This window comes from Pseudomonas sp. TE3786 (assembly GCF_054057335.1).
Window position 1 is genome coordinate 104,985 of the sequence record NZ_JBSRZF010000016.1, and the last position, 24,784, is coordinate 129,768.

Annotated in this window: 21 protein-coding genes and 1 pseudogene; 13 read left to right on the forward strand and 9 right to left on the reverse strand. The window is 62.3% G+C overall.

Annotated features, from left to right (window positions below):
- The first annotated feature begins 33 nt into the window (after positions 1-33).
- The 4 genes from flgK to ACVW0Y_RS17685 all read left to right on the forward strand — a co-directional run bounded on the left by flgK (position 34) and on the right by ACVW0Y_RS17685 (position 4,072).
- A complete protein-coding gene (gene flgK, locus ACVW0Y_RS17670) occupies positions 34-1,398 on the forward strand; it encodes a flagellar hook-associated protein FlgK (protein WP_457439969.1) in 1,365 nt (454 codons plus the stop codon).
- Between the two features lie 83 nt (positions 1,399-1,481).
- Complete coding sequence (gene flgL, locus ACVW0Y_RS17675; protein WP_457439971.1) at positions 1,482-2,396, forward strand: flagellar hook-associated protein FlgL; 915 nt, start codon at positions 1,482-1,484, stop codon at positions 2,394-2,396.
- A gap of 23 nt (positions 2,397-2,419) precedes the next feature.
- Complete coding sequence (locus ACVW0Y_RS17680; RefSeq protein WP_457439973.1) at positions 2,420-3,460, forward strand: hypothetical protein; 1,041 nt, start codon at positions 2,420-2,422, stop codon at positions 3,458-3,460.
- Between the two features lie 285 nt (positions 3,461-3,745).
- A complete protein-coding gene (locus tag ACVW0Y_RS17685; RefSeq protein WP_108096954.1) occupies positions 3,746-4,072 on the forward strand; it encodes a tryptophan synthase subunit beta in 327 nt (108 codons plus the stop codon).
- 7 nt (positions 4,073-4,079) lie between these two features.
- On the opposite strand, the gene ACVW0Y_RS17690 is transcribed toward ACVW0Y_RS17685, so the two are convergent.
- The 3 genes from ACVW0Y_RS17690 to ACVW0Y_RS17700 all read right to left on the reverse strand — a co-directional run bounded on the left by ACVW0Y_RS17690 (position 4,080) and on the right by ACVW0Y_RS17700 (position 6,735).
- A complete protein-coding gene (locus ACVW0Y_RS17690; RefSeq protein WP_457439975.1) occupies positions 4,080-5,228 on the reverse strand; it encodes a glycerate kinase in 1,149 nt (382 codons plus the stop codon).
- Between the two features lie 448 nt (positions 5,229-5,676).
- The gene (locus ACVW0Y_RS17695) at positions 5,677-6,264 is read right to left on the reverse strand and encodes an MFS transporter permease (RefSeq protein WP_457439977.1); all 588 of its coding nucleotides are present in this window, start codon (positions 6,262-6,264) and stop codon (positions 5,677-5,679) included.
- Positions 6,265-6,429: 165 nt separating this feature from the next.
- A complete protein-coding gene (locus ACVW0Y_RS17700; RefSeq protein WP_457440025.1) occupies positions 6,430-6,735 on the reverse strand; it encodes a cupin domain-containing protein in 306 nt (101 codons plus the stop codon).
- 217 nt (positions 6,736-6,952) lie between these two features.
- On the opposite strand from ACVW0Y_RS17700, the gene ACVW0Y_RS17705 reads away from it, so the two are divergent.
- The 8 genes from ACVW0Y_RS17705 (at position 6,953) to ACVW0Y_RS17740 (ending at position 16,229) form a co-directional block, all read left to right on the forward strand.
- Complete coding sequence (locus ACVW0Y_RS17705) at positions 6,953-7,267, forward strand: DUF7693 family protein (protein WP_457439978.1); 315 nt, start codon at positions 6,953-6,955, stop codon at positions 7,265-7,267.
- 115 nt (positions 7,268-7,382) lie between these two features.
- A complete protein-coding gene (locus tag ACVW0Y_RS17710) occupies positions 7,383-7,892 on the forward strand; it encodes a sigma-70 family RNA polymerase sigma factor (RefSeq protein WP_457439980.1) in 510 nt (169 codons plus the stop codon).
- Entirely contained in the window at positions 7,889-8,872 is a 984-nt protein-coding gene (locus ACVW0Y_RS17715; RefSeq protein ID WP_457439982.1) for a FecR domain-containing protein, read from the forward strand. The genes ACVW0Y_RS17710 and ACVW0Y_RS17715 overlap by 4 nt, the downstream gene beginning before the upstream one ends.
- Before the next feature lie 91 nt (positions 8,873-8,963).
- Positions 8,964-11,327, forward strand: a complete 2,364-nt coding sequence (locus ACVW0Y_RS17720) for a TonB-dependent siderophore receptor (protein WP_457439984.1) — start codon at positions 8,964-8,966, stop codon at positions 11,325-11,327.
- Entirely contained in the window at positions 11,324-12,169 is an 846-nt protein-coding gene (locus tag ACVW0Y_RS17725) for an alpha/beta hydrolase (RefSeq protein WP_457439986.1), read from the forward strand. Before ACVW0Y_RS17720 ends, ACVW0Y_RS17725 begins: the two co-directional genes overlap by 4 nt.
- A 115-nt stretch (positions 12,170-12,284) precedes the next feature.
- Positions 12,285-12,794, forward strand: coding sequence for a sigma-70 family RNA polymerase sigma factor (locus ACVW0Y_RS17730; protein ID WP_457439987.1), 510 nt, complete (start codon positions 12,285-12,287; stop codon positions 12,792-12,794).
- The gene (locus ACVW0Y_RS17735; protein WP_457439988.1) at positions 12,794-13,741 is read left to right on the forward strand and encodes a FecR domain-containing protein; all 948 of its coding nucleotides are present in this window, start codon (positions 12,794-12,796) and stop codon (positions 13,739-13,741) included. The genes ACVW0Y_RS17730 and ACVW0Y_RS17735 overlap by 1 nt, the downstream gene beginning before the upstream one ends.
- 67 nt (positions 13,742-13,808) lie before the next feature.
- Entirely contained in the window at positions 13,809-16,229 is a 2,421-nt protein-coding gene (locus tag ACVW0Y_RS17740) for a TonB-dependent siderophore receptor (RefSeq protein WP_457439990.1), read from the forward strand.
- A gap of 213 nt (positions 16,230-16,442) precedes the next feature.
- Here ACVW0Y_RS17740 and ACVW0Y_RS17745 read toward each other — a convergent pair whose 3' ends face one another.
- Positions 16,443-19,214, reverse strand: a complete 2,772-nt coding sequence (locus ACVW0Y_RS17745) for an insulinase family protein (protein ID WP_457439991.1) — start codon at positions 19,212-19,214, stop codon at positions 16,443-16,445.
- 290 nt (positions 19,215-19,504) lie between these two features.
- Here ACVW0Y_RS17745 and ACVW0Y_RS17750 point away from each other — a divergent pair, with 290 nt between their 5' ends.
- Positions 19,505-20,041: an AAA family ATPase gene (locus tag ACVW0Y_RS17750; protein ID WP_457439993.1), complete on the forward strand. Its 537-nt coding sequence runs from the start codon at positions 19,505-19,507 to the stop codon at positions 20,039-20,041.
- 115 nt (positions 20,042-20,156) lie between these two features.
- Here the strand turns inward: ACVW0Y_RS17750 and ACVW0Y_RS17755 are convergent.
- The 5 genes and pseudogenes from ACVW0Y_RS17755 to ACVW0Y_RS17775 form a co-directional block, all read right to left on the reverse strand.
- Positions 20,157-20,243 (reverse strand): annotated as a pseudogene (locus ACVW0Y_RS17755) (NADP oxidoreductase); the annotation flags it as partial.
- Entirely contained in the window at positions 20,243-20,794 is a 552-nt protein-coding gene (locus tag ACVW0Y_RS17760; protein WP_457439995.1) for a GNAT family N-acetyltransferase, read from the reverse strand. The pseudogene ACVW0Y_RS17755 and the gene ACVW0Y_RS17760, both read right to left, overlap by 1 nt.
- A gap of 93 nt (positions 20,795-20,887) precedes the next feature.
- The gene (locus ACVW0Y_RS17765; RefSeq protein ID WP_457439997.1) at positions 20,888-22,078 is read right to left on the reverse strand and encodes a GGDEF domain-containing protein; all 1,191 of its coding nucleotides are present in this window, start codon (positions 22,076-22,078) and stop codon (positions 20,888-20,890) included.
- A gap of 185 nt (positions 22,079-22,263) precedes the next feature.
- Positions 22,264-23,988 (reverse strand): hypothetical protein, encoded by a 1,725-nt coding sequence (locus ACVW0Y_RS17770; protein ID WP_457439999.1) that lies wholly within the window; start codon positions 23,986-23,988, stop codon positions 22,264-22,266.
- A 325-nt stretch (positions 23,989-24,313) separates the two neighbouring features.
- On the reverse strand, positions 24,314-24,715 hold the full coding sequence (locus ACVW0Y_RS17775) for a hypothetical protein (RefSeq protein ID WP_457440001.1): 402 nt from the start codon (positions 24,713-24,715) through the stop codon (positions 24,314-24,316).
- Positions 24,716-24,784 lie beyond the last annotated feature (69 nt).

Sequence of the window (24,784 nt, forward strand, 5' to 3'; positions counted from 1 at the left end):
GCCCGTGTTTAAAGAACCAAAAGGAAACCTGTCGTGACCAATTTGACCCAGATCGCCTACAGCGGTGTGCGCGCCTCGCAGATCGGCCTGTCGGTTACCGGGCAGAACACCGCCAACGTCAACACCCCCGGTTTCAGTCGCCTGAATGCGGTGATGAGTTCGGTGTCCGGGTACGGCAGCCTGAGTGGCGGCGGCGTGGAGGTCACCAGCATCCGCCGGATTTCCGATGACTTCCTTAACCAGCAGCTGTGGCGCGCCACCACCTCGCAGAACTACTACAGCACTTCGCAGCAGTATCTGACCTCGCTGGAAGGGCTGATGTCTGGCGATGGTTCGAGCATCAGTGTGGGCCTGGACAACTTTTTCGCCGCCGTCAGCGAGGCCAGCGCCACGCCCGACTCGGTTGCCTTGCGCCAGCAGATCATCGCCGAGGCCGGCAACCTGGCGCAGCGCTTCAATACCCTGGGCAGCAACCTGCACACCCAGTTGATGTCGTTGCAGGAACAGCGCGGTTCGATGGTTACCGAGATCAATGGCCTGACCAGCAACATCGCCCTGCTGAACAAAAAGATCATCGCCGCTGAAGCCGGCGGCGTGGATTCGGCGACCCTCAAGGATCAGCGTGAAAGCCTGGTCAGCGAGCTCAGCCAATACGCCAGCGTGCGTACCAACACCGCCGCCGATGGTTCGCTGGCGGTGTCCCTGGCCAATGGTCAACCGCTGGTGGCCAGCACCTCGGCGGCGCAGCTCAGCGTCAGCCTGACGCCCACCGGCGAGCAGCAGATCGGCCTGGCGTTTGCCGGCACCACCTTTTCCCTTAGCCAGGAAGACCTCGGTGGCTCCTTAGGCGCGCTGTACGACACCGAGTACCAGGTATTGCGTCCGAACCAGGATGCCTTGGGCGATATGGCCGAGCAGTTCGCGCAGATGGTCAACGACACCCTGGCCAGCGGCTACGACCTCAATGGCAATGCCGGTCAGGCCCTGCTGGTGTTCACCCCGGGCAGCAGCTCGAACATGCTCAGCCTCAGCGGTATCAAGGCGGCAGATCTGGCGCTGTCCGACAGTGCCGGTGAAACCGGCAACAACGGCACGCTGCTGGAGCTGTTGGAGCTGCGCAACCAGACCATCACCGTCAACGGCAATCAGGTCAGCGTCAACGATGCCTATGCCGGCCTGATCGGCGACATCGCCAGCGTCAGCCGGCAGAACGAGGCTGATCTGACCACGGCGAAAACCGTTACCAGCCAGGCCCAGACCCAGCGCGACAGTGTCAGCGCGGTGAACCTGGATGAAGAGGCGGTGAACCTGATGAGCTACCAGCAGGCCTACCAGGCCAATATGAAAGTCATCAGCACCGCCAAGGATTTGTTCGACACCATGTTGGCGGCGTTTTAAGTCGCTGCAGGTTTTGTGAAACGGCGGATATCGCCACAGGCGATATCCGCCCTACGTCCGATTCGATAGACGAGAACTGCCCCATGCGCATCACCAACTCGCAGACCGCCGCCACCATGCTCACTTCGATGAATCGCAATTCGTCGGAGATGGCCGAGCTGATGCAGAAAATGTCCGACGGTACGCGGATTCTCAAACCTTCGGACGACCCCATCGCCAGCGTGCGGCTGCTGCGGATCCAGCGCGCCGAGGCAAGCCTGACCCAGTACGGCAAGAACATCACCAATGTCTCGAGCAACCTGTCGATTCAGGAAACCAACCTGCAGTCGACCTCCGACACCATGCTCGAAGTACGTGACCTGCTACTGTGGGCGGCCAACGGTTCGAACACCTCGGCCGATCTGAATGCCATGGCCAGCGAGTTGAGCAGCCTGGAAAGTACGGTGCTCAGCTACCTCAATGTGCGTGACGAAGAAGGCCGCTACCTGTTCTCCGGCACCCTGACCGATCGCCCGGCCGTGGCCTACGACAGCGCCACCCAAACCTACAGCGCCAACGGCAACGACAAAACCCGCCAGGCGGCGGTGGCCAATGGCGTGCTGGTGCAGGAAAACGTGGCGATTGCCGGGGTGTTCGGCACCGGCATGGACTTTCTCAATAACCTGCACAGCGTGGTCAACCTGCTCAAGGACCCGGCGCTGGACAGCACCGATCCGGCCACCGTGCAGCAGATTCGCGATGCCATCACCCAGCTCGACACTGCCCATGGCGGCGTGTTGACCAGCATCACCGAACTGGGCGGGCGGCAGAACACCCTGACCCTGCTGGATAACAGCAACCAGGATGTATCGCTGGTCAACAACCAGATCGATGGCGAACTGGCGGGGCTGGACTATGCCGGCGCGAGCATCGATCTACAGAACTACAAACTGGCCTTGCAGGCGACGCAGAAGACCTACCTGACGGTCAACGATCTGTCGCTGTTCGACCTCCTGTAACGCCTGCCTTAGCGAGATCCGTCATGAAGGTTGAAAAGCCGTTAACGGCGATTGCCGCCCTCGATCCCCAGGAACGCCGCCAGGCGGTCCTGCGTGATGCGCCGCTGCCGACCGCCAGCAAGGCCGAGCCGCCAGCGAGCCAGACGCAGACCAGCGAGCGGACGCGGGGCAAGGGCGCGAGTTTCAACCTGCAACTCAATCAGCAGCTGTCCTCGATGCAGTCGGCGGAAAGCTATCTGGATGAACTGAGCAGCCGCCTGCGCCAGCTGAAGATCAACCTCAGCCGCGAGCTCAGTTCCGCCCAGGGTGCCGACAAGCAAGGCCTGCAGCAGGCCATGCAGCAGGTCAACCAACTGCTGGCCGAACGCGCCGAGCGCTCCGGCGCCACCCTGGACAGTACGCTCAAGCTGCGCCTCAACGAGCCACTGCGCAGTCGCTTCAGCCTCAGTGGTCTGGATTCACTGGCCGCCGTGCAGGAGTCGGGCAAGGAAACCTTGCTGTTCAGCGCCGGCCGGCAGTCGTCCGAACCCATCGCCGTGGTGCTTGATGACGATATGAGCGGCGAGCAGGTGCTGCGCCGCTTCAACGTCAGCCTCGGGCAGGTGGGTGTACGTGCCGAGCTGGGGCAGGGCGGCGAATTGAAGTTCTCGGCGCGGGAAAGCGACTGGCAAACCCTCAAGCCGCAACTGGCGGTGCAGGGTGAAGGCAAGTTGTTTGCCAAAGGCAGCTACCAGCCGGTGCAGAGTCAGGACGACCAGCTGTTCAACTTTCCTGCCGAAGTCAGCGCCGACAGCCAGCGCGAACTGCGCCGGGTACTGGATTCGGTAGTGGCGGCGCTGGACAAGGTCGGCGCGATCCGCGATCAGCTCAGCCACCGCCAACAGGAAATCCGCGATTTCCTTGCGCGGCAAGCCAACAACGATGAAAAACAATGGGCTGCCGACTACGCCGGTTCCGCCTTCAATCTGGTCAATCGCTCGCCGGCCAGCTATGCGGCGGTGACCCAGACCGTGGTTGCGCAAGCCAATATCAGCCGCTTTGCCGTGGTCAGCCTGCTGTCCTGAAAGCGCTTTCTTGCAGTTTCCTGCCTGGGGGGAGGTATGTTCCACCGACTGTGCGCATGCCTGCGCCGCCTTGCCTTTTGTTATGGGCTGGGGCAAAAAGGTCCGACCGAACGGTCAGTTTTTGCCAGGGATGTACATCCCTGGGACATTCCGCGCCGCATTGGGCTGATACCAGGCAACCTGGGTTTTCTTCTGGCGCTCTCTCGGATTATGCTCACCGCCATTGCGGTTCGTGCGTATCAATTCTGTCTGGCGCCGCGCAGTGTATTTCACAGAGAGGCCACCATGGTTTACATCCAGCGCGACGAACACGGAAAGCTCCTGCGCGTGGAGCAAGAGCCGTTCCCCGAAATGAGCGCCAGCATGGCGGTGGAAAGCGAAGAGCTACGCAACTGGCTGAATACCAAGCTCGAAGTGCAGGCCAAGTTGGAGATTCTCAAAGAGTCGGACTGGAGCCTGGTGCGGGTATTGGAAGACGTGGTCAGCGTGCTGGTGGAAAAAGGCCTGATCAGCTACACCGATCTGCCCCTGCCAGCCCGCCAGAAGCTTGACCAGCGCGCCATTGCCCGTGCCGATCTGGAAGGTATTTCCGATCACCCTGAGCTTGAATAAGCCGCGCTCAGCGGCTTTTCAGCAGACTGCCCAGCCTTAGCAACCGCGTAATATCGCCGGCCCGTTCGCGCAGTAGCGCAGGGGCCTGTTGGCAGGCCTCTTCCAGCGTCATCGGCCCGGCAGCCAGGGAAAAGGCGGCATCAATGCCTGCCTCGTATAGCTTGGCGTAACCCTCGCCCAGCGTCCCCGCTACCACCACCACTGGCAGATTGAACTGCTTGGCCAGCCGCGCCACGCCCAGGGGCGTTTTGCCGCACAGGGTCTGGGCATCGAAGCGACCTTCGCCGGTAACCACCAGATCGGCACCTTGCATCTTTTCCGCCAGCCCGGTGAGCTCGGCCACCACTTCGACGCCAGGTCGGAAGGTGGCGTTGAGAAAGGCCTTGGCGGCAAAACCTATCCCACCGGCCGCGCCTGCGCCCGGTTCGTCACGGCGATCACTGCCCAGCACCACGGCGGCCACATCGGCGAAGTGGCCGAGGGCGGCATCCAGCTGCTCGATCTGCGCGGGGCTCGCGCCTTTCTGTTTGCCGAAGGTGAAAGACGCGCCATGCGGGCCGCACAGCGGGTTGTCGACATCGGCGGCGACTTCCACCTGGACAGCGGCCAGACGTGGGTCGAGGCCCTTGCTGTCGAGAATGGTCAGCACCGACAGCGGCAAGCCGCCGGGGCCGATGGCGTGGCCGCCGGCATCCAGCAGTTTCACCCCCAGAGCCTGCAACATACCGGCACCGCCATCATTGGTGGCACTGCCGCCGATGGTCAGAATGATTTTCTGCGCGCCGGCATCCAGGGCCGCCAGCAGCAGTTCCCCGGTGCCCCGGGTGGAGCTGAAACGGGCGTCGCGCAGTTCCACGGGCACCAGCTGCAGGCCGCTGGCTTCGGCCATTTCGATGATCGCTGTGCGTGACTGTGGCAGCCAGCCCCAGCGCGCTTTTACCGGTTGCCCCAGCGGGCCGCTGACCAGGCTGCTGCGCGCTTCGCCCTGAAGGGCGGCGAGAATCGCATCCACCGTGCCTTCGCCACCGTCGGCCATCGGGCACTGCAGCAGCTGCGCATCCGGCCATACGTCCTGGAACCCCAACGCCAGGGCGGCCGCGGCTTCGGCGGCAGCCAGGCTGTCTTTGAAGGAGTCGGGGGCAATGACGATTTTCATAAGGGGCTCCGGGGCGAAAGAACGCCCATGCTGGCACGCTTTGTAGCCGCCTCGCTTTGGCCGGACTCACAAGGCGGCGGGGTTCGGTTGGTGCAGTCGGACAAATTTTCCGCCCATGGATGTAATCGAAGTGTCGCTGATAGTCCTCGGCATTGCGGATCAAATGTTCCCAATAGCGTGCCTGCCAATACCGCGCTGACTGCGCCGCTGTTGCACTGGGGTTCGAGGTTCGGTCACTTAACGTCACCGTAAAGAAGCACGTGCCTCCCGGCACCCAAATTCGTCGATCGTTAGGCATTGCAGGGGCCAGGCATCCACTGAGTCAGAGGAGTTTGGCGATTGCCTTCTGCTAGACCCCCCGTTGGTATCGGTCTGACGTGAGCTTGGGGTTTGTGCCGCAAATGGCGGATATCGCCTGTGGCGATATCCGCCCTACGGTCACGCTGGCCTACTTATCCAGCCCCAGTGCAATGATCACCGTACCCAGGGCAGTCAGTGCCCAGAACAATGCACCCACCAGGATCCAGCCGATATTGGCACCGGAGTAGGTGCTGTTGCTCTTGCCTTGTGGATCCAGGCTGGCCAGGTTGGCCTGACGTTGAATCGCCACCATCGGCTGAAGGCTGGCCGCCAGCAGGAAAAGGGGCAAGGCTACGGATAGCAGCAAGGGGCTTTCGCTAGTGGTGAACACAAACACCAGCAGGCTGATAACGCTGAACAATACAAACCAGTTCGCTGCACCGCTGTACCGCCACGCCGGTTGCTGCTGTGCCTGTAGCCGCTTGGAGATCAGTGCGCACAGGCTATGGGTGTAAAACGTCATCAGCACCGAGCGGGCTATCGGCCAGATGGGCTTCGCTATTTCCGCCCGTTGGCTATCCCAGTGGCGGTACATCCAATACAGCATGTACATGCCCATGGTGAGCAGATACATCACGCAGAGCTTGCCAATCGAGGTCACGAAAAACGCCTGGCCATGCTCGCTGACCGGTTGTTCCGTCAGCGCCGCTTCCGGGGTTTTGTAGAGGTTTTCCATCGTCACTCCTTGATTGCCCGCTTTAATAACCAGCGATACCTTGCCTGCCAGTGGTGCTTGTTTCCAGCTTTAATACGCAGTCTTGCGCCGGGTCTACAGAAATACAAAGCCCCGCACAGGGCGGGGCTTTGTGGGCATCAGCGATAGGGCGATGGGGCCAGGACCTCAGGCAAAAACGAAATATTTGCGCACCGTTTCCACCACTTCCCAAGTGCCTTTCATCCCCGGCTCCACCACAAAGATATCGCCGGCGCGCAGATGAATCGGCTCCATGCCATCGGGGGTGATTACGCAATAGCCTTCCTGGAAATGGCAGTACTCCCACTTCACATACTCCACCCGCCATGTGCCAGGGGTGCAGATCCAGGTGCCCATGATCTTGCTGCCATCTTCCGAGGTATAGGCATTCAGGTTGACGGTATGTGGGTCACCGCCAATGCGCTGCCACTTGCAGGCATCGACCACAGGCATAGGTTGGGTATCGCGCAGAACGGTGATCGGTTGGTTGGCCACGGATAGCTCCAGCTGGCGGGGAATGGGCCACCACCATAGAGCGCGGGGGAGTAGGGCAGTTGTCTGGGGGAGACATGGGGGTGTCTGTCTGCGCTGTGGGCAACGTGGTAGCGTGCTGCCGGCCGAGTCGAGCGCCGATAAGGCCTGATCATCAACTCCAGAGGCCACGGCAAGAATGTCAGTCACTCCCCTCAGCGCCCGCGAGGTTTACCAACTGCTCAAGGACATCGCCCTTGGTGAGCGGGAAATAAGCCGCAGCGGTGCGCAACGCTGGAACGCAAGCTATTGCGGCAGCTTGCCGGTGTGGGTCGATGGTTGGCAGCTAAGCGTGTTTTTCGAGGCGGGCGAATTGGGCTACTGCGCCGAGTGCGTGGCCTCGGATGGGCGCGTTGGCAGTGTGGATAGCTGGGGGCGCTATGGCACCGACCCCATTCAGTTGCTTAGTCGCTGGGAGCGCGAGCAGCTTGAGCGCAAGCTGCAGGCACTGTGACTCACAGCAGAAAGCGCGGTCTCGCGCCGACGAATACCTACCGCCCCTGTTGCAAATGCCCAGTCATACGTTAAGAATGCGAACTATTGCTAATTACTAATATTGTGCATTTCGCATGTCAGACCTGCGCCTCACCCCTCAAGACCCCTTTCACATTCTCTACGCGGAAAATCACCGCTGGTTGCAGGGATGGTTATTGCGGCGTCTGGGCTCCCATGCCGATGCGGCGGATCTGGCGCAAGACACCTTTTTACGCACGCTGAAGTCGCAACAAGTCGCCTTTATCGAGGAGCCCCGCGCGTTTCTGTGTGTAGTGGCCAAGCGGGTGCTCTGTTCGTTCTGGCGGCGCAATGAGCTAGAACGCGCCTATCTGGAAGCGATTGCCGGCATGCCCGAGGCGGTGGTGCCGTCGGAGGAAGAGTTCGCTTTGCTGCGCGAAGCGGTGGCGGCCATCGATGCGCTGCTCAACGACTTGCCCGCCAAGATCCGCCATGCCTTTCTGCTCAACCGTCTGGAAGGCCTGACCCACCAGCAGATCGCCGAGCAACTCGAGGTGTCGCTGGCCACGGTGGAGCGCTGGATCAAACGCGCGGTCACCCAATGCTATCTGGCCAGCCTGCGATGAATGCCGAACAGCCGCGCCTGAGCCCGGCCGTCAAAGCCGCTATCGACTGGATGGTATTTCTCGATTCCGGCCGCGCCCATCCCGCCGATCAACATGCCTTCAGTGCCTGGCTGGCCGCCGATGGCGAGCATCGACGCGCCTGGGAAAGCGTGGCCGGTGCGCTGCGCACGCCATTTCAACAATTGGCTGACGCCCAGCGCCAGTTGCCTGGCAGCGTGCAAGCTACGGCGCAGGTGTTGCGCGGCTCGGGCATTTCCCAGGAGCGGCGGCGTTTGCTGCGCGGCGGCGCGACCTTGCTGTTGCTGGCCGGTCTGCCAAGTGTGCTGACCTTGCAACGGCGTATGCCGCTGGAAGGCTTGCTCAGCGATTTCTACAGTGCCACGGGCGAGCGCAAACAGGTGCCGCTCGCCGATGGCAGCCTGCTGAGCCTCAATGCGCGAAGCACGGCCAATCTGCTGTTCAGTCGGGAGATCCGTCAGATCAGTTTGCAGCAGGGTGAGTTGAGTCTGCAGGCAGTCGCCGATCCCCAGCGGCCGTTCGAGGTGCTCACCGCGCAAGGGCGGATCAGCACCCTGGGCGCGCGTTTTGTGGTGCGCCAACTGCCGGGGCAAACCCTGGTCAGCGTGCAGGAAAACAGCGTGCAGGTAGTCGACCAGCGCGGTCGCAGCGGGCTGGTCAGCAGTGGCCAGACCCTGCGTTGGAGCGCCGACCAAGCGTTTTCGGTGGTGGCCAGCCGGGCTCGTGAAGACGCCTGGCTCGATGGTCTTCTGGATGTCGACGATGAGTCGCTGGGCGCTGTGATCGACGCCTTGCGGCCATACCGCTATGGGCTGCTGCGGGTTTCGCCGGCGGCGGCCCGTCTGCGGGTGTTCGGGGTTTTTCCGCTGGATGACAGCGACCGCACATTGCAGTCCCTGGCCCAGGTGCTGCCGATCAGCGTCGAACAATACGGGCCGGTAACCCTGGTCGATCTGGCCTGAATAAAAGAATTTAAAAATCAGTGAGGGGTTTTTAAATCTCGCGCGACATAGCAGGCAGTTCCCTTTACTTCCTGCAAGGAAAAACCCTCCCATGCGTTCCCATTCACCTCGCGCTGCCCGTCTGGCCCTGGCCGTTGCCTTGGCATTCGCTGGCGGCCTGACCAGCCTGTGCCCGCTTATTGCCAACGCCGAAGAAACCCAGCAGCGCTACGACCTCGACGCCGTGCCGCTGGAGCAGGCCCTGCGGCAGATCGCCCGGCAGAGCGGGCGTAGCATTGTCGCCGACCCGGCGCTGGTGCGTGGTCGCAACAGCGCCGCCGTGCATGGCCAGTTCAGCGCTGAAGCCGCCGCCCGGCAGGCCTTGAGTGGCAGCGGCCTGTCGCTGCGTATCACTGACAACGGCACCCTGACTGTGGAGCAGATTGTCGAAAGCGGCGAGGCTCTGGAACTCAGCCCCACCAGCATCAACGCCGATGCCATGCAGAGTGCCTTTGGCCCGGTGCCCGGCTACTTCGCCAGCAACGCCAGCAGTGCGACGAAAACCGACAAGCCGATTCTGGAAACTGCGCAGAGCATCAGTGTGGTGACGGCCGAGCAGATCGCCGACCGCAAGGTTGATCGCGTCGAAGATGCGGTGGCCTACAGCTCCGGCGTGCGTGTAGGTGCTTCGGGCCTGGACCCGCGTTTCGACATGATCAGCATCCGTGGCTTTACCACCACCGAGAGCGCCGACTTTCTCGATGGTCTGCGTCAGCCCGGCAGTGGCTGGCTGGCCTTGCCTTCCATCGAGGCCTATAGCCTGGAGCGCATCGAAGTGCTGAAGGGGCCGTCGTCGGTGCTGTACGGGCAGATCAGCCCGGGCGGCATGGTCAACCGGGTCAGCAAACGGCCGAGCCTGCTGGCGAAGAATCAGGTGGAAGTGCAGGGCGGCAACTACGACCACAAGCAGGGCCAGTTCGATATAGGCGGCAAGCTGGATGACGACGGCGATGTGCTGTTTCGCGCCGTCGGCCTGTACCGCGATGCTGAATACTCCATCGAGCAGATGGACAACAACGCCCGCTTGCTGGCGCCGTCTCTGACTTGGCAGATCGACCCCGACACCAGCCTGACCCTGCTGGCCCAGTACGAAGAGCGGCAAACTGCCGGCTCGCCCATGGTCTACAACGACAACGGCCACCTGACCAATTTCTGGCCCGGCGATGAAGCCTTCGACAAGCTCGAACAGCGCAAGTGGACGGTCGGCTATGAGTTCGAACACAGCTTCAACGACACCTTCAGCCTGCAGCAGAATCTGCGCTACGGGCAGCTGGATACCACCAACCAATACCTGGATTTCGTCGCCAATGCCGACGGCCATACCTTCGACCGCACCGCCGCTGGCAGCTACGAGGATATGTCCTCGTTGTCCACCGACACCCGGCTGGTCAGCCGTTTCGCCACCGGCGAACTGCAGCACACCCTGCTGACCGGGCTGGACTACGCCTGGGTCGACACCGCGCTGGAGTATGCCTACGGCGACGCGCCATCGATTGACCGCAACGCGCCGGATCACCACCAATACGTGGCGCGCCCCAGCAACGTGCTGGTGGACCGCGACGGCCTGGAGTTTCGCAGCGGCCTGTATGTGCAGGACCTGATCGAGATCGACCAGTGGCGCCTGTCCGCCGGCCTGCGTCGCGACTGGGTGCATGTGCGCTACGACGACAACCTCAGTGACAACAGCGCCAACACCAAGACCAGCGACTCCGATACCACCGGCTCGGTGGGCGTGCTCTATCTGTTCGATAACGGCGTGGCACCCTATGTCAGCTACTCGACGTCGTTCCTGCCCGAGAGCGGCACCGACGCCAGCGGCACGCCGTTCAAGCCCACCGAAGGCGAACAGTACGAGGTGGGGATCAAGTACCAAGCGCCAGGCAGCAGCACCCTGCTGACCGCCTCGTTGTACCACCTGACCCAGCAGAATGTGGTGACCCGCGACCCGGTCGATCCGCTGAACAGCCTGCAGACCGGCGAGCAGGTTTCCCGTGGCCTGGAGCTGGAAGCAGTGTCCGACCTCACCGAGCGTCTGCGCCTGAACGCCAGCTACAGCTACAACGACCCCGAGGTCACTAAAAGCAACGATGGCAACGAAGGCAAGGACCCCAAGGATGTCCCGCACCATCTGGCCTCGCTGTGGCTGGATTACAACCTGCCCTTCGGCCTCGGCTTCGGTGCCGGCGCGCGCTACACCGGTAGCACCTACGGCGACAATATGAACACCATCAAGAACGAGGACTACACCCTGTTCGACGCCGGCGTGCACTATGACTTCGACGGCGGTCTGGACGGCGTACGTCTGGCGCTGAACTCGCGCAACCTCACTGACCGGCGCTATATCAATTGCCAGGATGGCTATTGCTACCGCGGCGAAGCGCGCAGTGTGGTCACCAGCCTGAGCTACAGCTGGTGATCGCCCTGAATCGGATTCGCCGCGCCGTTCTGGTTCTGGGGGCGTTGCTGCTGGGCAGCGCCCAGGCCGACCCGGTGACCCTGGACGGCACCGAGCAATGGCAGATGCAAAGCGCCGAAGGGCGCGAATACCGGATCATGGTCAGCCTGCCGGAGGGCGATGTGCCCTATACCGGCGGCTATCCGGTGATCTATGTGGTGGATGGCAATGCCTTGTTCCCGGCGCTGCATGCGGCCAAGCGCGCTCAGGAGCGTTTCCAGGGCGCAATCGTGGTTGCCATCGGCTACCCCAGCGACACGCCCTATGACTTCAATCGCCGCGCCTTCGACCTGTCGCCGCCGCAACCGGCCGAACGCAACGATCCGCCGCAGGGTGGCCAGGACCTGTTTCTCGACTTTATCGAAAAACGCCTGATGCCCAAGGTCAACGCGCGCTTCAAGGTCGATCAGGACCAGCGCAGTCTGGTGGGCTGGTCCTTTGGCGGCATGTTCGGCATCTACACCTTGTTCACCCGCCCGGCGCTGTTTCAGCATGTGGTCGCGGTCAGCCCGAGCCTGTGGTGGCATGACCGCTACCTGCTGGAGCCGGAGCGCGCCTTCACCAAGCTGGCGCATGCCGGCAAGCTCGACCTTACCCACAGCAGCCTGACCCTGTTCGCGGGTGATCGGGAAATGCCCCAGGAAATCCAGGACGTCCGCGCCCTCAAATTGCGCCTGGACAATCTCTCGCAATACGGCCTGCGCAGCGACGTGCAGATCGAAGCGGGGGAGGACCATATGTCGGTGCCATTCCGGGTGCCGACCAAGGTGCTGGAGGAGCTGCTGACGACCCGGCGGTTTTGAGCTGGCGGCAACCGGTTGAAGAGCGGTGTGCGGCTCAACGGATAAATGACTTGGTATGAGGCTTTATCTTAAATAGAATAAATTCTCATTTGCTTTGTGGGCAGACCTTCTCGTCATGGTTGAAGCCGCTATACCCCCGGATCACAGCCTGAGCGCGCTGTACCGCGAGCATCGCAGTTGGTTGGAGAACTGGCTGCGGCGTCGCGTCGGCAATGCCTGGGATGCGGCGGACCTGAGCCAGGATACCTTTCTGCGGGTGCTTGCCAGCGCCCAGCCGCTCGCCGAATTGCGCGAGCCGCGGGCCTATCTGCTGACGGTGGGCAAGCGCTTGTTGAGCAACTTCCACAGCCGCCGCAGTCTGGAACAGGCCTACCTGGAAGCCTTGGCGCAGTTGCCGGAAGACAGCGTGCCGTCAGCGGAACAGCGCTGGCTGCTGCTGGAAACCCTGCAGGCGTTGGACGAACTGCTGGATGGCTTGCCCGCCCTGGTGCGTCGTGCGTTTCTCCTCAGCCAGTTGCATGGCCTTGGTTATCGCCAGATTGCCGAGCGCCTCGAGGTATCTGAGCGCACGGTAAAACGCTATATGGCCCAAGCCTACGAACACTGCTTGTTGGTGGAACTCTGATGGGCTCGCCAGCAACCGGCGAAGCGCTCGAAGTGGCCCGCACGGCGGCCCGCTGGCTGGCGCTGCTGGAGTCCGGTGCCGCCACCGAAGACGACCATCGGCGTCTGCAGCACTGGCGTAACAGCAGTAGCAGCCACGAACACACCTGGCAGAAAGCCCAGCTGTTGCGCCAGCGTTTTTCCGGCTTGCCGGCCGACCTGGCGCTGGCCACCCTCGATCGTCCGGACCTGGCCCGTCGCGCGGTGCTCAAGCGTGCCCTCGGGGTTGCCGCCCTGGTGCCCGCCACCTGGCTGGTGGGCCGGCAGTTGCCGGTGGACGCCTGGACCGCCGACCTGCAAACCGCCACCGGCGAACGCCGCCAGTTGACCCTCGCCGACGGCAGCGCCCTGCAGCTGAACACCAACACCGCGGTAAATATCGACCTGATCGCGCGCCGGCTGACCCTGGTGCGTGGCGAACTCGCGCTCAGTGTGCCGGGTAGCCAGGCGCTGACTATTCAAATGCCCTATGGCCAGGTCGGCGTGACTCAGAGTGAAGTGTGCGTGCGCGTTAATGAGCGCGACTGCCGCATCTCGGTGTTCAGCGGTGTGGCGCGCGTGCAACCCCTGCACGGCCCGGAACTGCTGCTGCGCGAAGGCCAGCAAGTCAGCCTGCAGGCAACTGGCAATGGACCGCTACAGGCCTTTGACGTGGCCCAGCCTGGTTGGCGCCAGGGCGTGCTGGTGGCGGAGAACCAGCCCCTGGGCGAGTTCCTGCGCGAGCTGAGTCGGTTTCGCCCGGGCCTGCTGCGCTGGGCACCCGAACTTGACGGCTTGCGAGTGACCGGCAGCTTCCGGCTCGACAACACCGATAGCGTGCTGGCGCTACTGGCGGCCAGCCTGCCGGTGGAAGTGGTGTCCCGCACGCGTTATTGGGTCACCCTGGTGGCGCGAAAAAATATCGCATGAGGCTGTCCCTTTTTTTCACCTCGCCTGTCATTCCAGGTAAGTGAACAGAAATCGAGAGCCTTCTTCCATGTCCGCAGCCTTGCCTCGTCGTTTGAACCGAACGCGTTTTACCTTGCGCCCGTTGTCGCACCTGGGCCTTGTCCTGACCCTGAGCAGCCCGCTATTCAGCTCGGCCAGCTGGGCCGACGATGCCCGCCGCAGCTATGAGGTGTCTGCCGGCACCCTGAGCAGCGCCTTGACCCGCTTCGCCAGCCAGGCGGGGGTCAATTTATCGGTGGATCCGGCTTTGGTCAGCGGCCGCAGCAGCGACGGTCTGTCCGGCACCTACGGGGTGGAAGAAGGCTTTGCCCGCCTGCTGCAAGGCAGCGGTCTGCGCCTGCAATCGGCAGGCGAGGGTGCCTATACGCTGGTGCCGGTGCCAGGGGATTCCGCGGCCCTGGAACTGGCCCCCACCAGCATCACCGGCGGCTACCTCAGTAGCGACGGTGAGCGCTACGCCGGCGGCCAGGTCGCCCGCCGCGGTTCCCTGGGCCTGCTGGGCTCGCGGGACTTTATGGACACCCCGTTCAGCATCACCACCTACACCAGCGAGGCGGTGAAGAACCAACAGGCCCGCACCCTCAACGACCTGGTGGCCAGCGACCCGTCGGTGCGTGCCACCAACCCGGCGGGTGGCCGCTTCGAGCAATTCACCATCCGCGGCTTCAGCCTGTTCAACACCGATGTCGCCTACAACGGTCTTTACGGTGTGTTGCCGACCTATTCCATCGATATGGAAATGGCCGACCGGGTCGACGTGATCAAAGGCCCCAGCCAATTGATCAACGGCATCTCGCCGCGCGGCAGCGTGGGCGGTGGCATCAACGTGATTCCCAAGCGCGCGGGCGAGCAACCGCTGACCGAATTCACCGGCAGCTACGCCTCGGACAGCCAGGTGGGCGGCGCTGTGGATATCGCCCGGCGCTTCGGTGACGAAAACCAGTACGGCCTGCGTTTCAACGGCGTGAAGCAATCCGGCGATACCGAGTGGGATCAGCAGAGCGTCGACCGCGAAATGGCCGTATTGGGGCTGGACTTCCACGGTGAGCGCCTGCGCCTGTCGACCGATATCGGCCATACCGAGCGCGACACCGATGCCCCTCAGGAGCGCGTGTTGATCGGTGCCAACGCCAAGGTGCCGGACGCCGACGACGTGCGCCACAACTACGCACAAGCCTGGAGCAAGGCGCGCACCAACGACACCTTCGGCACCGTCAACGCCGAGTACGACCTCAGCGATGCGTTGATGGCCTATGGTGCCGTCGGCGCCCGCGAGAGCAACCACGACTTTCTCCGCCACAACGTATCCATCACCAACAACGCGGGTGACTTCAGCGTGCAGCCGCGTGACTTCACCCGCGACGAATCGGTCCGCACTGCCATGGCCGGTCTGCGCAACTGGTTCAGCACCGGCCCGGTCAGCCACGAAGTGAACCTGGCGGCCAGCTATTTCTATATGGACTTCACCAACGGCGGTGCCCGTTACGCCGCCGCGCCGAGCAACCTCTACGACCCGGTGGCCACCCCGACACCGCGCAACCCGACGCGCATCGATTCCGAGGTGTACACCGAAAACCGCTTTAGCGGCGTGGCGCTGTCCGACACCCTGGGCTTCTTCGATGATCGCCTGCAGCTGACCCTCGGTGCGCGCTGGCAGCGGGTCAAGGTCGATGACTGGACCGACGACGTCAAAGGTGACACCGCCTATGACGAAGAAAAGGTTTCGCCCTCGGGCGGCATCCTCTACAAGGTCACCGACCAGCTGTCGCTGTATGCCAACTACATGGAAGGCCTGAGCCAAGGCAAAATCGCCCCCTCGACCTCGATCAACTCCGACGAAATCTTCCCGCCCTTTATCAGCCGGCAAGTTGAAGTCGGTGCCAAATATGACCTGGGCAATATCGCCTTCACCGCCGCTGCCTTCCGCATCAAACAGCCAGCCTACGAAACCAACAGCACCTCGCGGGTCTTCGGCCCGAATGGCAAGCGGGAAAACAAAGGCATCGAGCTGAGCCTGTTCGGCGAGCCGCTGGAAGGTTTCCGCCTACTCGGCGGCCTGATGTACATCGACAGCAAACTGGGCGGCACCGTGGGCGGCATCTCCGACGGCAACCGCGCCCCGGCCACTCCGGAATACAACGTCAACCTGGGTGCCGAATGGGACGTACCGACGGTCTCGGGCCTGACCCTGACCACCCGCGGCATTCACTCCAGCTCGCAATTCCTCGACCAGGCCAACAGCAAACAAATCGACGGCTGGGAACGCTACGACGTCGGCGCGCGCTACGCCTTCAAAGCCTCGGACAAAGACATCGCCCTGCGGGTTGGCGTCGAGAACGTGCTCAACGACCGCTACTGGATTTCCTCCGGTGCCTCGGATGACAGCGAACCAGGGCTGAGCCTGTCGACCCCGAGAACCTATCTGGTGTCGGCTACCCTTGGGTTTTGACTGAACTAAGCGTCCTTACCATCAACAGCTCGCGGCTAAAGCCCCTTCCACAATGAATCGCTATTCCAAGGGGCTTTAGCCGCGAGTTTTTTGCCAATTGAACAGCCGCCACAAAAAAACCTCCGCTACAACGCCCTGCAAATTGCGGCCTGGCAGCTTGTGTGAAAGGTTCGCCGTTGGAGCAGCAGTCCCGTAACTGCGTAGCGAGCCTCCTCATTTCGTGGTGCTCGCTGCAGCATTCCCAGCCACTTTGGTGCCCTGAACCGCCATCTCTGGTGCCAACAGCTCGGTCGGGGTGCGTTTGAAATCGGCCAGCGTAGCCGCGACACCCGGGTCGGCCGCCACCCATAACTTTGGCGTCGCTCGCATCTGCTTCCAGGCGGCCTGGACCTGTTCGGGGGTACGTTCGGCCAGCATCTGCGCCAAGCGCTCCCGTGCACCAAAGGTGAAGTCGCGGGCTTTGATATCCGCCCAGTAGCGACCGGCCATGGCGTCGGCGTTCTCTTCTCGGGCTCGCACATTGGCCACCAGTGCCTTGCTCGCTGCCGCCAGATTCTGCTTATCCAGGCCTTGGATCAGGACGTCCATTTCCTGCAAGAAAGTCTGGGTGCGCGCACGCAGTACCTCGCTGGAATACTCGTGGGACTGCACGACAAAACTCAGCGATGACAATCCGCTATTCCAACCAGCCGATGCCCCCACCGCATAGCCCAGCTGCTGCTCGGTGCGCAGCGACTGGTAGTAGCGGCCCTTGACCAACTGCGCCAACAACAGCGTGTCCGCGCGGGCTTCTGGGGTTTGCTGCGGGTGCGGCCAGTAGAGCTGCATGCTGTGGTCTTTGCTTCCCGTTTGCTGGTGCAGTACTGGGAGGTCAGCCGTTAGCGTGCGAGGCGGGAGCAGGGGGACGGCGGTGGCGGCGAGGGTCGGATGCAGGTGCTCCGTCAACAATTGCCCAACCTGTTGAACATCTTCAGATGCCAGGTTGCCCACGGCCAGGGCGCGAACATGCAACTGCTTGAGCCATTCACCGCGCCATTTCTCCAAGGCCGGCAGGTTGATCTGGTCCAATGCGGCCAATTGTTCGGTTGGCAACCAAGCGGTCGGGTAGATAGCCACTGCCAGCGCTTCGCCGACATTTCGCATCGGCGATTTACCTTCCTGGCGCTGCAAGCTTTGTTTCAGTCGGGTGGCAACACGTTGGTATTCAGCTGGGCTGATTGGCCGGCGCACAACGCCATCGAGGAGTTCACCGAGCAGCATGGGCTGACGTTGGCGTAAGCCGCTCAACTCGATCCATAGACCGTTCTGCGCCGCTGTTAGCTCCGCGCCCAGGCCGGCCAACGCAGCCTGTTGCGCCGCTGGTGCCAGCACCTCCTGTAGCCAACTGGAGAACAACCGCAGCTTGATTTGTTCCGCCGGGCTGGCTGCTGCTGGGCTTTGTAGCTCTACTTTCCATACCGCTTTGGGCGACTCAAATTGATGCTCGGGCCGGTACCAGATCTGCAGCCCGGTGCTATCCACCGCCAGCGAGGGCGTGGTTGCTGTCACGTCCAGCACACGTAGATCGTCGGCGATAAAGCGATTCGGCCCGGCCAGTGCAAGCCCCTGCAGCGGCGCTGCGTCCGGCCAGTGTTCGATGGCTTGGAAGCGGTAAGGCCCGGCGAACCATTTGGAATTCTTGTCGGTTACCGCATCAGGAGAGATCCACACCCTGAGCAGCTTATCGGGCGTCATTGCATCGAGTATTTCAGTGGCTCGCGCCACGTCGAAATGTTCCATGCGGTAGGGGCCGTAGAGCCAATCCTGGGTCGGGTACTTTCTGGCATTGGAAGCAATCTGGCGTACATGCGTCTGCGGCTCGTCTGGGCGCTTTTGCTCGAAGCGTTGCCGGGTCAGGGCTGCCACTTCCTGGTACCGCCAACTTTGCAGACCGTTCTTGCGGATCGCGTCCAGATAAGCAAATACGCTGGCCTGGATCCGCGCGAAATCGGGGGTCTGACCGGTAGGCACGCTCACGGAAATGCTCACTACGCTCTCGTTTGCCCGCGAACTGACCAGGCCAGCGTGGACGTTTTGCCCCAGCCCGGCCTGGTTCAGGCGCTGTTGCAAGCCGTCCGGGCCCTTGTTGGTCAGCAGTCTGAACAGGAAGGGCAAGGTGTTGTTGCTAAGGTCCGAAGGGTCGTTGCGTACCACGAACTGGAAGGAGAGTTCGTTGTTCGGTTTTACCGATTTGATCTGCAGTTCGGCCGGGAAAAGACCGGGCCGCGTGATCGACTGGTCCATAGGGGGGATCGGTAGGTGTCGGTCGGTCATCAAGGCAAAGCTGTCGTTGACGAAGCCTTGCAGTTCGTCCAGCGATTGCGGACCGCTGACCACCAGCTTCATCAGGTTGGCACTGTAGTAGCGCTGGTAGAACTCGCTCACCCGTTGGCGCAGCACCTGCGGGTCGCCGCCCAGGGTCGTCAGGTTACCCATGTTGAACTGCGCTATCGGGTGTGCGGGGTTAACGATTTCCCCGAGCACGTCAAACAGCCGGAACCTGTCGTCATCCATGCGCATCCGGTACTCGGCCTCCACGGCATGGCGCTCGCGGTCCACGTAACTCACATCGAACAGCGGTACGGCCAGGGTGGCGCTCAAACGCTGCAACGCTTCGCCCAGCGCTGCCCCGGGAACTCGGAAGTAATAGTTGGTGAAGTCGAAGTCTGTGTTGGCATTGAAGCTACCGCCTACCTTGGTCATAAAGGTGGAATAGCCGTTCGGGTCCGGGTAGCGCTCGCTACCGAGGAACACCATATGCTCGGTAAAGTGCGCCAGCCCTGGAATATCTGCCGGGTTTTGTGCACTACCAGCCTGCACGGTGAGGTTGGCGGCGGCATGGGTTGCCCCGGCATCGTGCACCAGCATGACGTCCATATTGTTGGGCAGACGCAGTGCGCGGTACTGGTTATGGTCTTTGGGGTAGGTGATCAACTCCGCGCTCAAGGCGGCAGAAATCCCGGCACACGGGAGCAGTAGCGCAACAGTACATAGCGTGCGCAATACAGCAGGCAGCGGCATGGTCGAGTCCTTTCGTTAGTTGTCCAGCTCGTCAGATTTTTTGCAAGGCAAAGTTGGTGCCATTTGCGCGGCGCTTTGCCCTTTGTCGAGCTTCGGCGGCGAGGCTATCGAAACTACGTGACAGAACGTCTAGTAGCGTCTACGACGGCGTTTTCCTCGTTGACAGGCAAGCAGAAGTCGGCACAATCGCCGGCCATTTTTCAGGAGCGAGCCCCATGCAACGGATTGTGATTCTGGGCAACGCCGGCAGCGGCAAATCCACCCTTGCCCGCGCGTTGGGGCAGCGTCTTGGCCTGCCCGTGGTGCACCTGGACAAACTGTTCTGGCAGCCCGGTTGGGTGGAGCCCGACGCCGAGCAGTTTCGCCAGCGCGTTCGTGAGGCGGTGGCTACCGACGCCTGGGTATGCGAGGGCAACTATGCCCGGCGCACCTTCGACCTGCGCCTGCCCCGGGCCGACCTGGTGATCTGGCTCGATACGCCGCGGCGGACCTGTTTGCGCCGCGTGCTGGTGCGCAGTGCATTAAATCGTCCACGCCCCGACCTGCCTCCCGGCTGCAGCGAAAAACTCGACCGTGCGTTCCTGACGTTTCTGAAATTCGTTTGGCAGTTCGATCAGGGTTACCGGGCTGGGATCGACGCCGTACGCATGGCGGTAAACCCACAGGTGCCTACCCTGCATCTGCGCGATGCCCGAGCGGTTGCGGCGTTTTTGCAGCAGCTGTCTTTGCCCGACGACGCTTGCCGAGGCTAGCCCGCCAGCAAACTCACACGCCAACTCCGGTTGGCGGATCGCGAGACGGGCTACGGCCGCTTTAGCGGTGCCAGGACCCTTCGGGCATGCCGCTATACCGATCGGTCGCGACCTGGGGCAGGTGCTCGGCGAGCAGGCGGCCGGTGCTGGTCTGGAACTGGTCGAGCACGGCGATATGGCCGTCGCGGTCGGGGTAATAGTTCATCGTGAGGCGTCCCGTTGCCAGCCCTGTTCCAGCACCCCGAACTGCAGCAGATCATGAAATACCCCGTCCTTGAAAAACGCCTGCTTGCTAACCCCTTCATGCAGCAGGCCGGCTTTTTCCAACACCCGCGCCGAGGCACCGTTCACGGCCATGCAGGCGGTGTGCACGCGATGCAGATTCAGGGTAGTGAAGGCAAAGCCGATCACCTGCCGCACGGCTTCGGTGGTGTAGCCATGGTTGCGGTAGGGCGCGCCCATCCAATAGCCGAGGTGCCCGCTGCGGTGGCGTGGCGAAGGGCGCAGGTTGATCACGCCGATCAGCTCGTCGCTGTGCAGGTGGATACCGAAGACCAGATTTTCCCCGCGCTCGGTGCTCAGTGCCGAGCGTTCGATAAAGTCGAGGGCGGCGGCCAGGGTGTAGGGCGACGGCAGGCCCGCCGTATAAGCCGCTACCAAGGGGTCGTTGCCCAGCTCTGCCAGGCGTTCGCCGTGCTTCGGGTGCAAGGGTTCAAGGCGCAGGCGCGATGAGGTCAGGGTGGGCTGGCGCATGCAGAAACTCCGGGGCTGCAGGTTAATCGTCAGGTGTTTGGTGTTGCCTATGCCGAGCCGCGACCCGCAGGTGCCGTGTTCAGTGTGCAGCGGTTACGCCGTTGCCAACGCCTGCGGCCGCACCACCACAGTATTGCGGCCGCAGGCTTTGGCGGCATACAGGGCTTGGTCGGCGAGCACATAGGCGTGCTCGAAGCTGCTGCCTTCCTCGATGCGTACCAGCCCGGCGCTGATGCTGATGTTGCGCCCATCGGCGGCGACCACCTGGGCAGTCTCGCGCCGCAAGCGCTCGACAACTTCCTGGGCAACGGCCAGATCGCAGCCATAGAACAGCACGGCAAACTCATCGCCACCCAGGCGTCCGGCGATATCGCCCTGGCGAATGGTGCTTTTCACCAGACTGGCGAAGCGTTCCAGAATCGAGTCGCCTTCGGGGTGTCCGAGCTGGTCGTTGATGCCTTTGAATTCGTCCATATCACAGAGCATCAGACACACCGGCGCACGGACCTTATGGGCCAGCTCGATGCGCTGTTTGCAGGATGCTTCGAAGTGCGCGCGCGAGTACAGGTCGGTAAGCGAGTCGACATTGGCGCGCTGCTCCAGCTCGGCCTGGGCTCGTTTGAAGCCACTTTCAACCCGGCCATGCAACAACAGCAGCATCGCGCAGATACGCAGCACGGCGGCAATCACCGTGGCGATCATCAGCACCGAGAGCAAGCCACGGTCGGGCGGCAGGTGCATATCCATCATCGGCACGGTTTTGCCCAGGCGATAGAGCGTCACCAGCAACACCACCAGTGCGCTGATCAGCATGATGCGAATCGGTAGCCGCGGTGCCTGCTTGCCAATACCAAGCAGGAACCCCAGAAACAGCACAACCTGCAGCGCGGTGCCGAGCGAAAACACCACGGCCCGTGTGGCGAAATCCGCACTCGCCAGGGCAGCAACCACCAGGGCCGCGAAAGCGCCAGCCGCCACCATCCAGCGCAGCCACATGGCGCTCAGCACGGGTTGGCCGAACCAGGTGCGCAACCCCGCTTCGATCAACGGCAAGGCAGCGAAAAAAGTGATATTGGCGCCGATCAGCAGCGGTGCCTGGGGAGCGATGGCGTAAGCGATCAGGAGAAAATTGCCCAGGGTCAGTGCGACTTCATTGTTCACCCACCAGCCGAAGCCGCTGCTATGGCTCGACGAACGCCAGAACAGCCCAAGCAGGAATGCCAGCATCACATGGATGAGGGTGGAAAAAATCAGCACACTGGGTAAATCAAGCGCAAAAGCCATGCTTACTACTGCCTGTTGGTGCTACTGCCAGTGGGTACTGCTAGCGGATGACGCGGCTGCCAGAGGTGGGCCTGCAATAGAGTGCCAAGCCCAAGTGACAGCTCGTCATTCGCAGCGCCGGTAGCGCGCGGCAACTCTAGCCGATATTCCCGGAGGTGCCCATTGGCGGCTATCGAGCCGGTCGTTCAGCTATCGTCCTGGACCATGGCGCGTAACAGACCGGCCGCGCGCTTCTGGTTTTTCAACGACAGAATGTTGTCGTACAGCAGAATCATATTGGTGCAGACCCGCCCAGGCTGGGTGGCAAATTTTGTCGGGTTGGACACTACCGCCTCTGCACCGCTATCCATGGCCGTCATGGTGCTCACCACCGTCTGCAGTTCTGCCGCGTAGGTAGTCAGCGGCAGCGTCTCGACCGGGCTGGTAGCGGTCTCCTTGATCAACTCGGTCAGTGCCGCCAGGTCTTCGCTGGTCAGCTCTTGGGGCAGCGCGGCGATCAGGTCACCCTTGGGTGTTTGGTTGTCCAGGCCCAGGTAGGTCATGCAGTAACTGGGATTGGTGCGGTTGAAAAATTTCAGCTCGGCGATCTGCGAACGCCAATAGCGCAGCAGCACCTGATCTGGCGCATGGGGCATGTAGTGGGGCAGCAGCGCGTCGGCGATCAGCGTCTGCATTTGTTCCTGGATTTCGCCCATGGAACGTCCGTTTTGCACACCCTCGAGCAGGACCTTTTGCAGTTTGCCGTAGGCCACCTTGTCGTAGGTGGCGAGGGTTTGATAAAGCGGGGTTTTCAGCAGCATCTGCTCGACCACCTCGGCATCCTGCCATTGCGAGAGGCCCGACAGCGCGAAGTGCCGGGAGTCGACCACCGCGGTGATGATGTGCTGCTTCTTCAGCTCGTTTGGCGCGGGATACCAGATTTCCTCTGGACTGGTGTTGATCGCCTGCTCAACGAACGCATGGCTGGCACCGACCCCATACAGCGCCTTCTTGAAACTGGCATTCAGGTTGAGGCTATTGCTGCCCTTGACGCCGTTTACCGAGGCGCTGTGGAAACCGATCTTGCCCTGTTCACCGATATAGCGCTCGCGGCCGGCCAGAAAGGCAACGGCGCAGGCGCTGGCGCATTGGGTGCGGGTGTAGGTAATCAGCTGGCGCTGGGCAATGATCCTGGCCAGCTTGTCGCCCTCGCTAACGCGGCCGCCGATACTGTTCAGGTGAATCACCCGCACCGCCGGGGCACCGTCGAGCATCTTGCGCACGGCCTCGGCGGTGCCAACCGGAATGCCGCCGGCCAGCTCCAGCTCGGTGTTGTTGCGCAGCAGACGCAGCGAATACGGCGGGATGTCGTCGGTGCCGCGAATCAGGTTGAGGCTGTCGCGAATGATCGGAATGCCATCGCCGACAAAACTGGCGAGCAGGCGCAGCGCGGCGATGCCCACCATCAAGGCGGCTACTACCGACCAGAACTTTTTGCCGCCCCGCGCGACATGGTAAGACGCCGAGCGCAGCACCCCGACGATCTGCCAGATCGACAACAGCAGGCAAAAACCATAGAAGCTCAGGTTCAGGCTGCCCAGCGTCGCAGCGCTGAGATCCTGCGCTTCGACAACGCTGCGAAAAGCAACGGCGAAAGCCAGGGTGATGGCCGTGATCAGAGTGCCGCAGACCCAGTAGGCAATCCCCAGCGAATAGTCACCGCGCCAGTGCCTGGCGATAAAGTTGCGCGCCCTGGGGCGGTTGGCTTTCAACGGAGGTGAGGCGGGCGCGGAATCGGGCTCTGGCTCGAGCGTCCATTGCTCGCTGATCCCGGCCTTTGCCAGGGCGTTCGAGTGGCCGCAATTGCTACAGAAGGTGGAGTCAGCCGCACGCTCTGCGGCGCACTGGGTGCAATGGAAAGTCCCTTTCACATGTTTCTCCTGAGCCTTGTTTGCGTCGGCCTGGCTTTCCAATCGCCACTAACCTGCGCCTCTTCGCCGCCCCATCGTTTGCCCAGAGGCGAGCGCAAACGCCGCGTGTGCCGCCGATGCTAGCGCAAATAACTGTGTTCTCGAAGAGCGCGCGGCAAAAACCCATCCTTACTGATGCGCCGCTGGCAGGGGGATAGCGAGGTGCTCAAGGTCGGCAGCCAGGCGCACGGGGCAAGCTGATTCGGAACGCGCTATGGAGTCTTGGGCGGGTAGCCCGCTGGCTCGATACGGCCGCCGAGAACGTCCGTATCGAGGCCGCCAGCAATCAGATAAACGCTTGTCGGGCGATGCCACGGGGCAGGCGATTTTTGCCAGGCAGCTGCGCCAGGCGCTGTTGCCATTCGGCACGTGAGCTCTGGGTGGCGGCGGCGTTACTTACTGCAACAGAAGCCTTGGCAGCTGGCGCTTGTGCAACAGGCAGTTGCTTGGCAGGCGCTTGTTCCATCGGCGCTTGCTCAACAGGTGCTTGCGCGGCCTTCGCAGCTTTGGCCGCGGCGCGCAGCTCGGCGAGGCTGGGCGTCTTGCGTACCGGCTCGGCAGCATCTTTCTCAACGGTGCGCAGGCACAGCTTGCATGAAACCTGGGTGACATCCTGAGTGCTGGTCAGGCTCGCGCCTGTGCGTCCGCATGCAACATTCTCCTGGGACGCCAAGTAGTGAATGGCCAACGTATTGTCTCCTCATTTACGGGCGGCGGATTTTACACGCTGATTTGCCCGGGGCGGCACTAATACCTG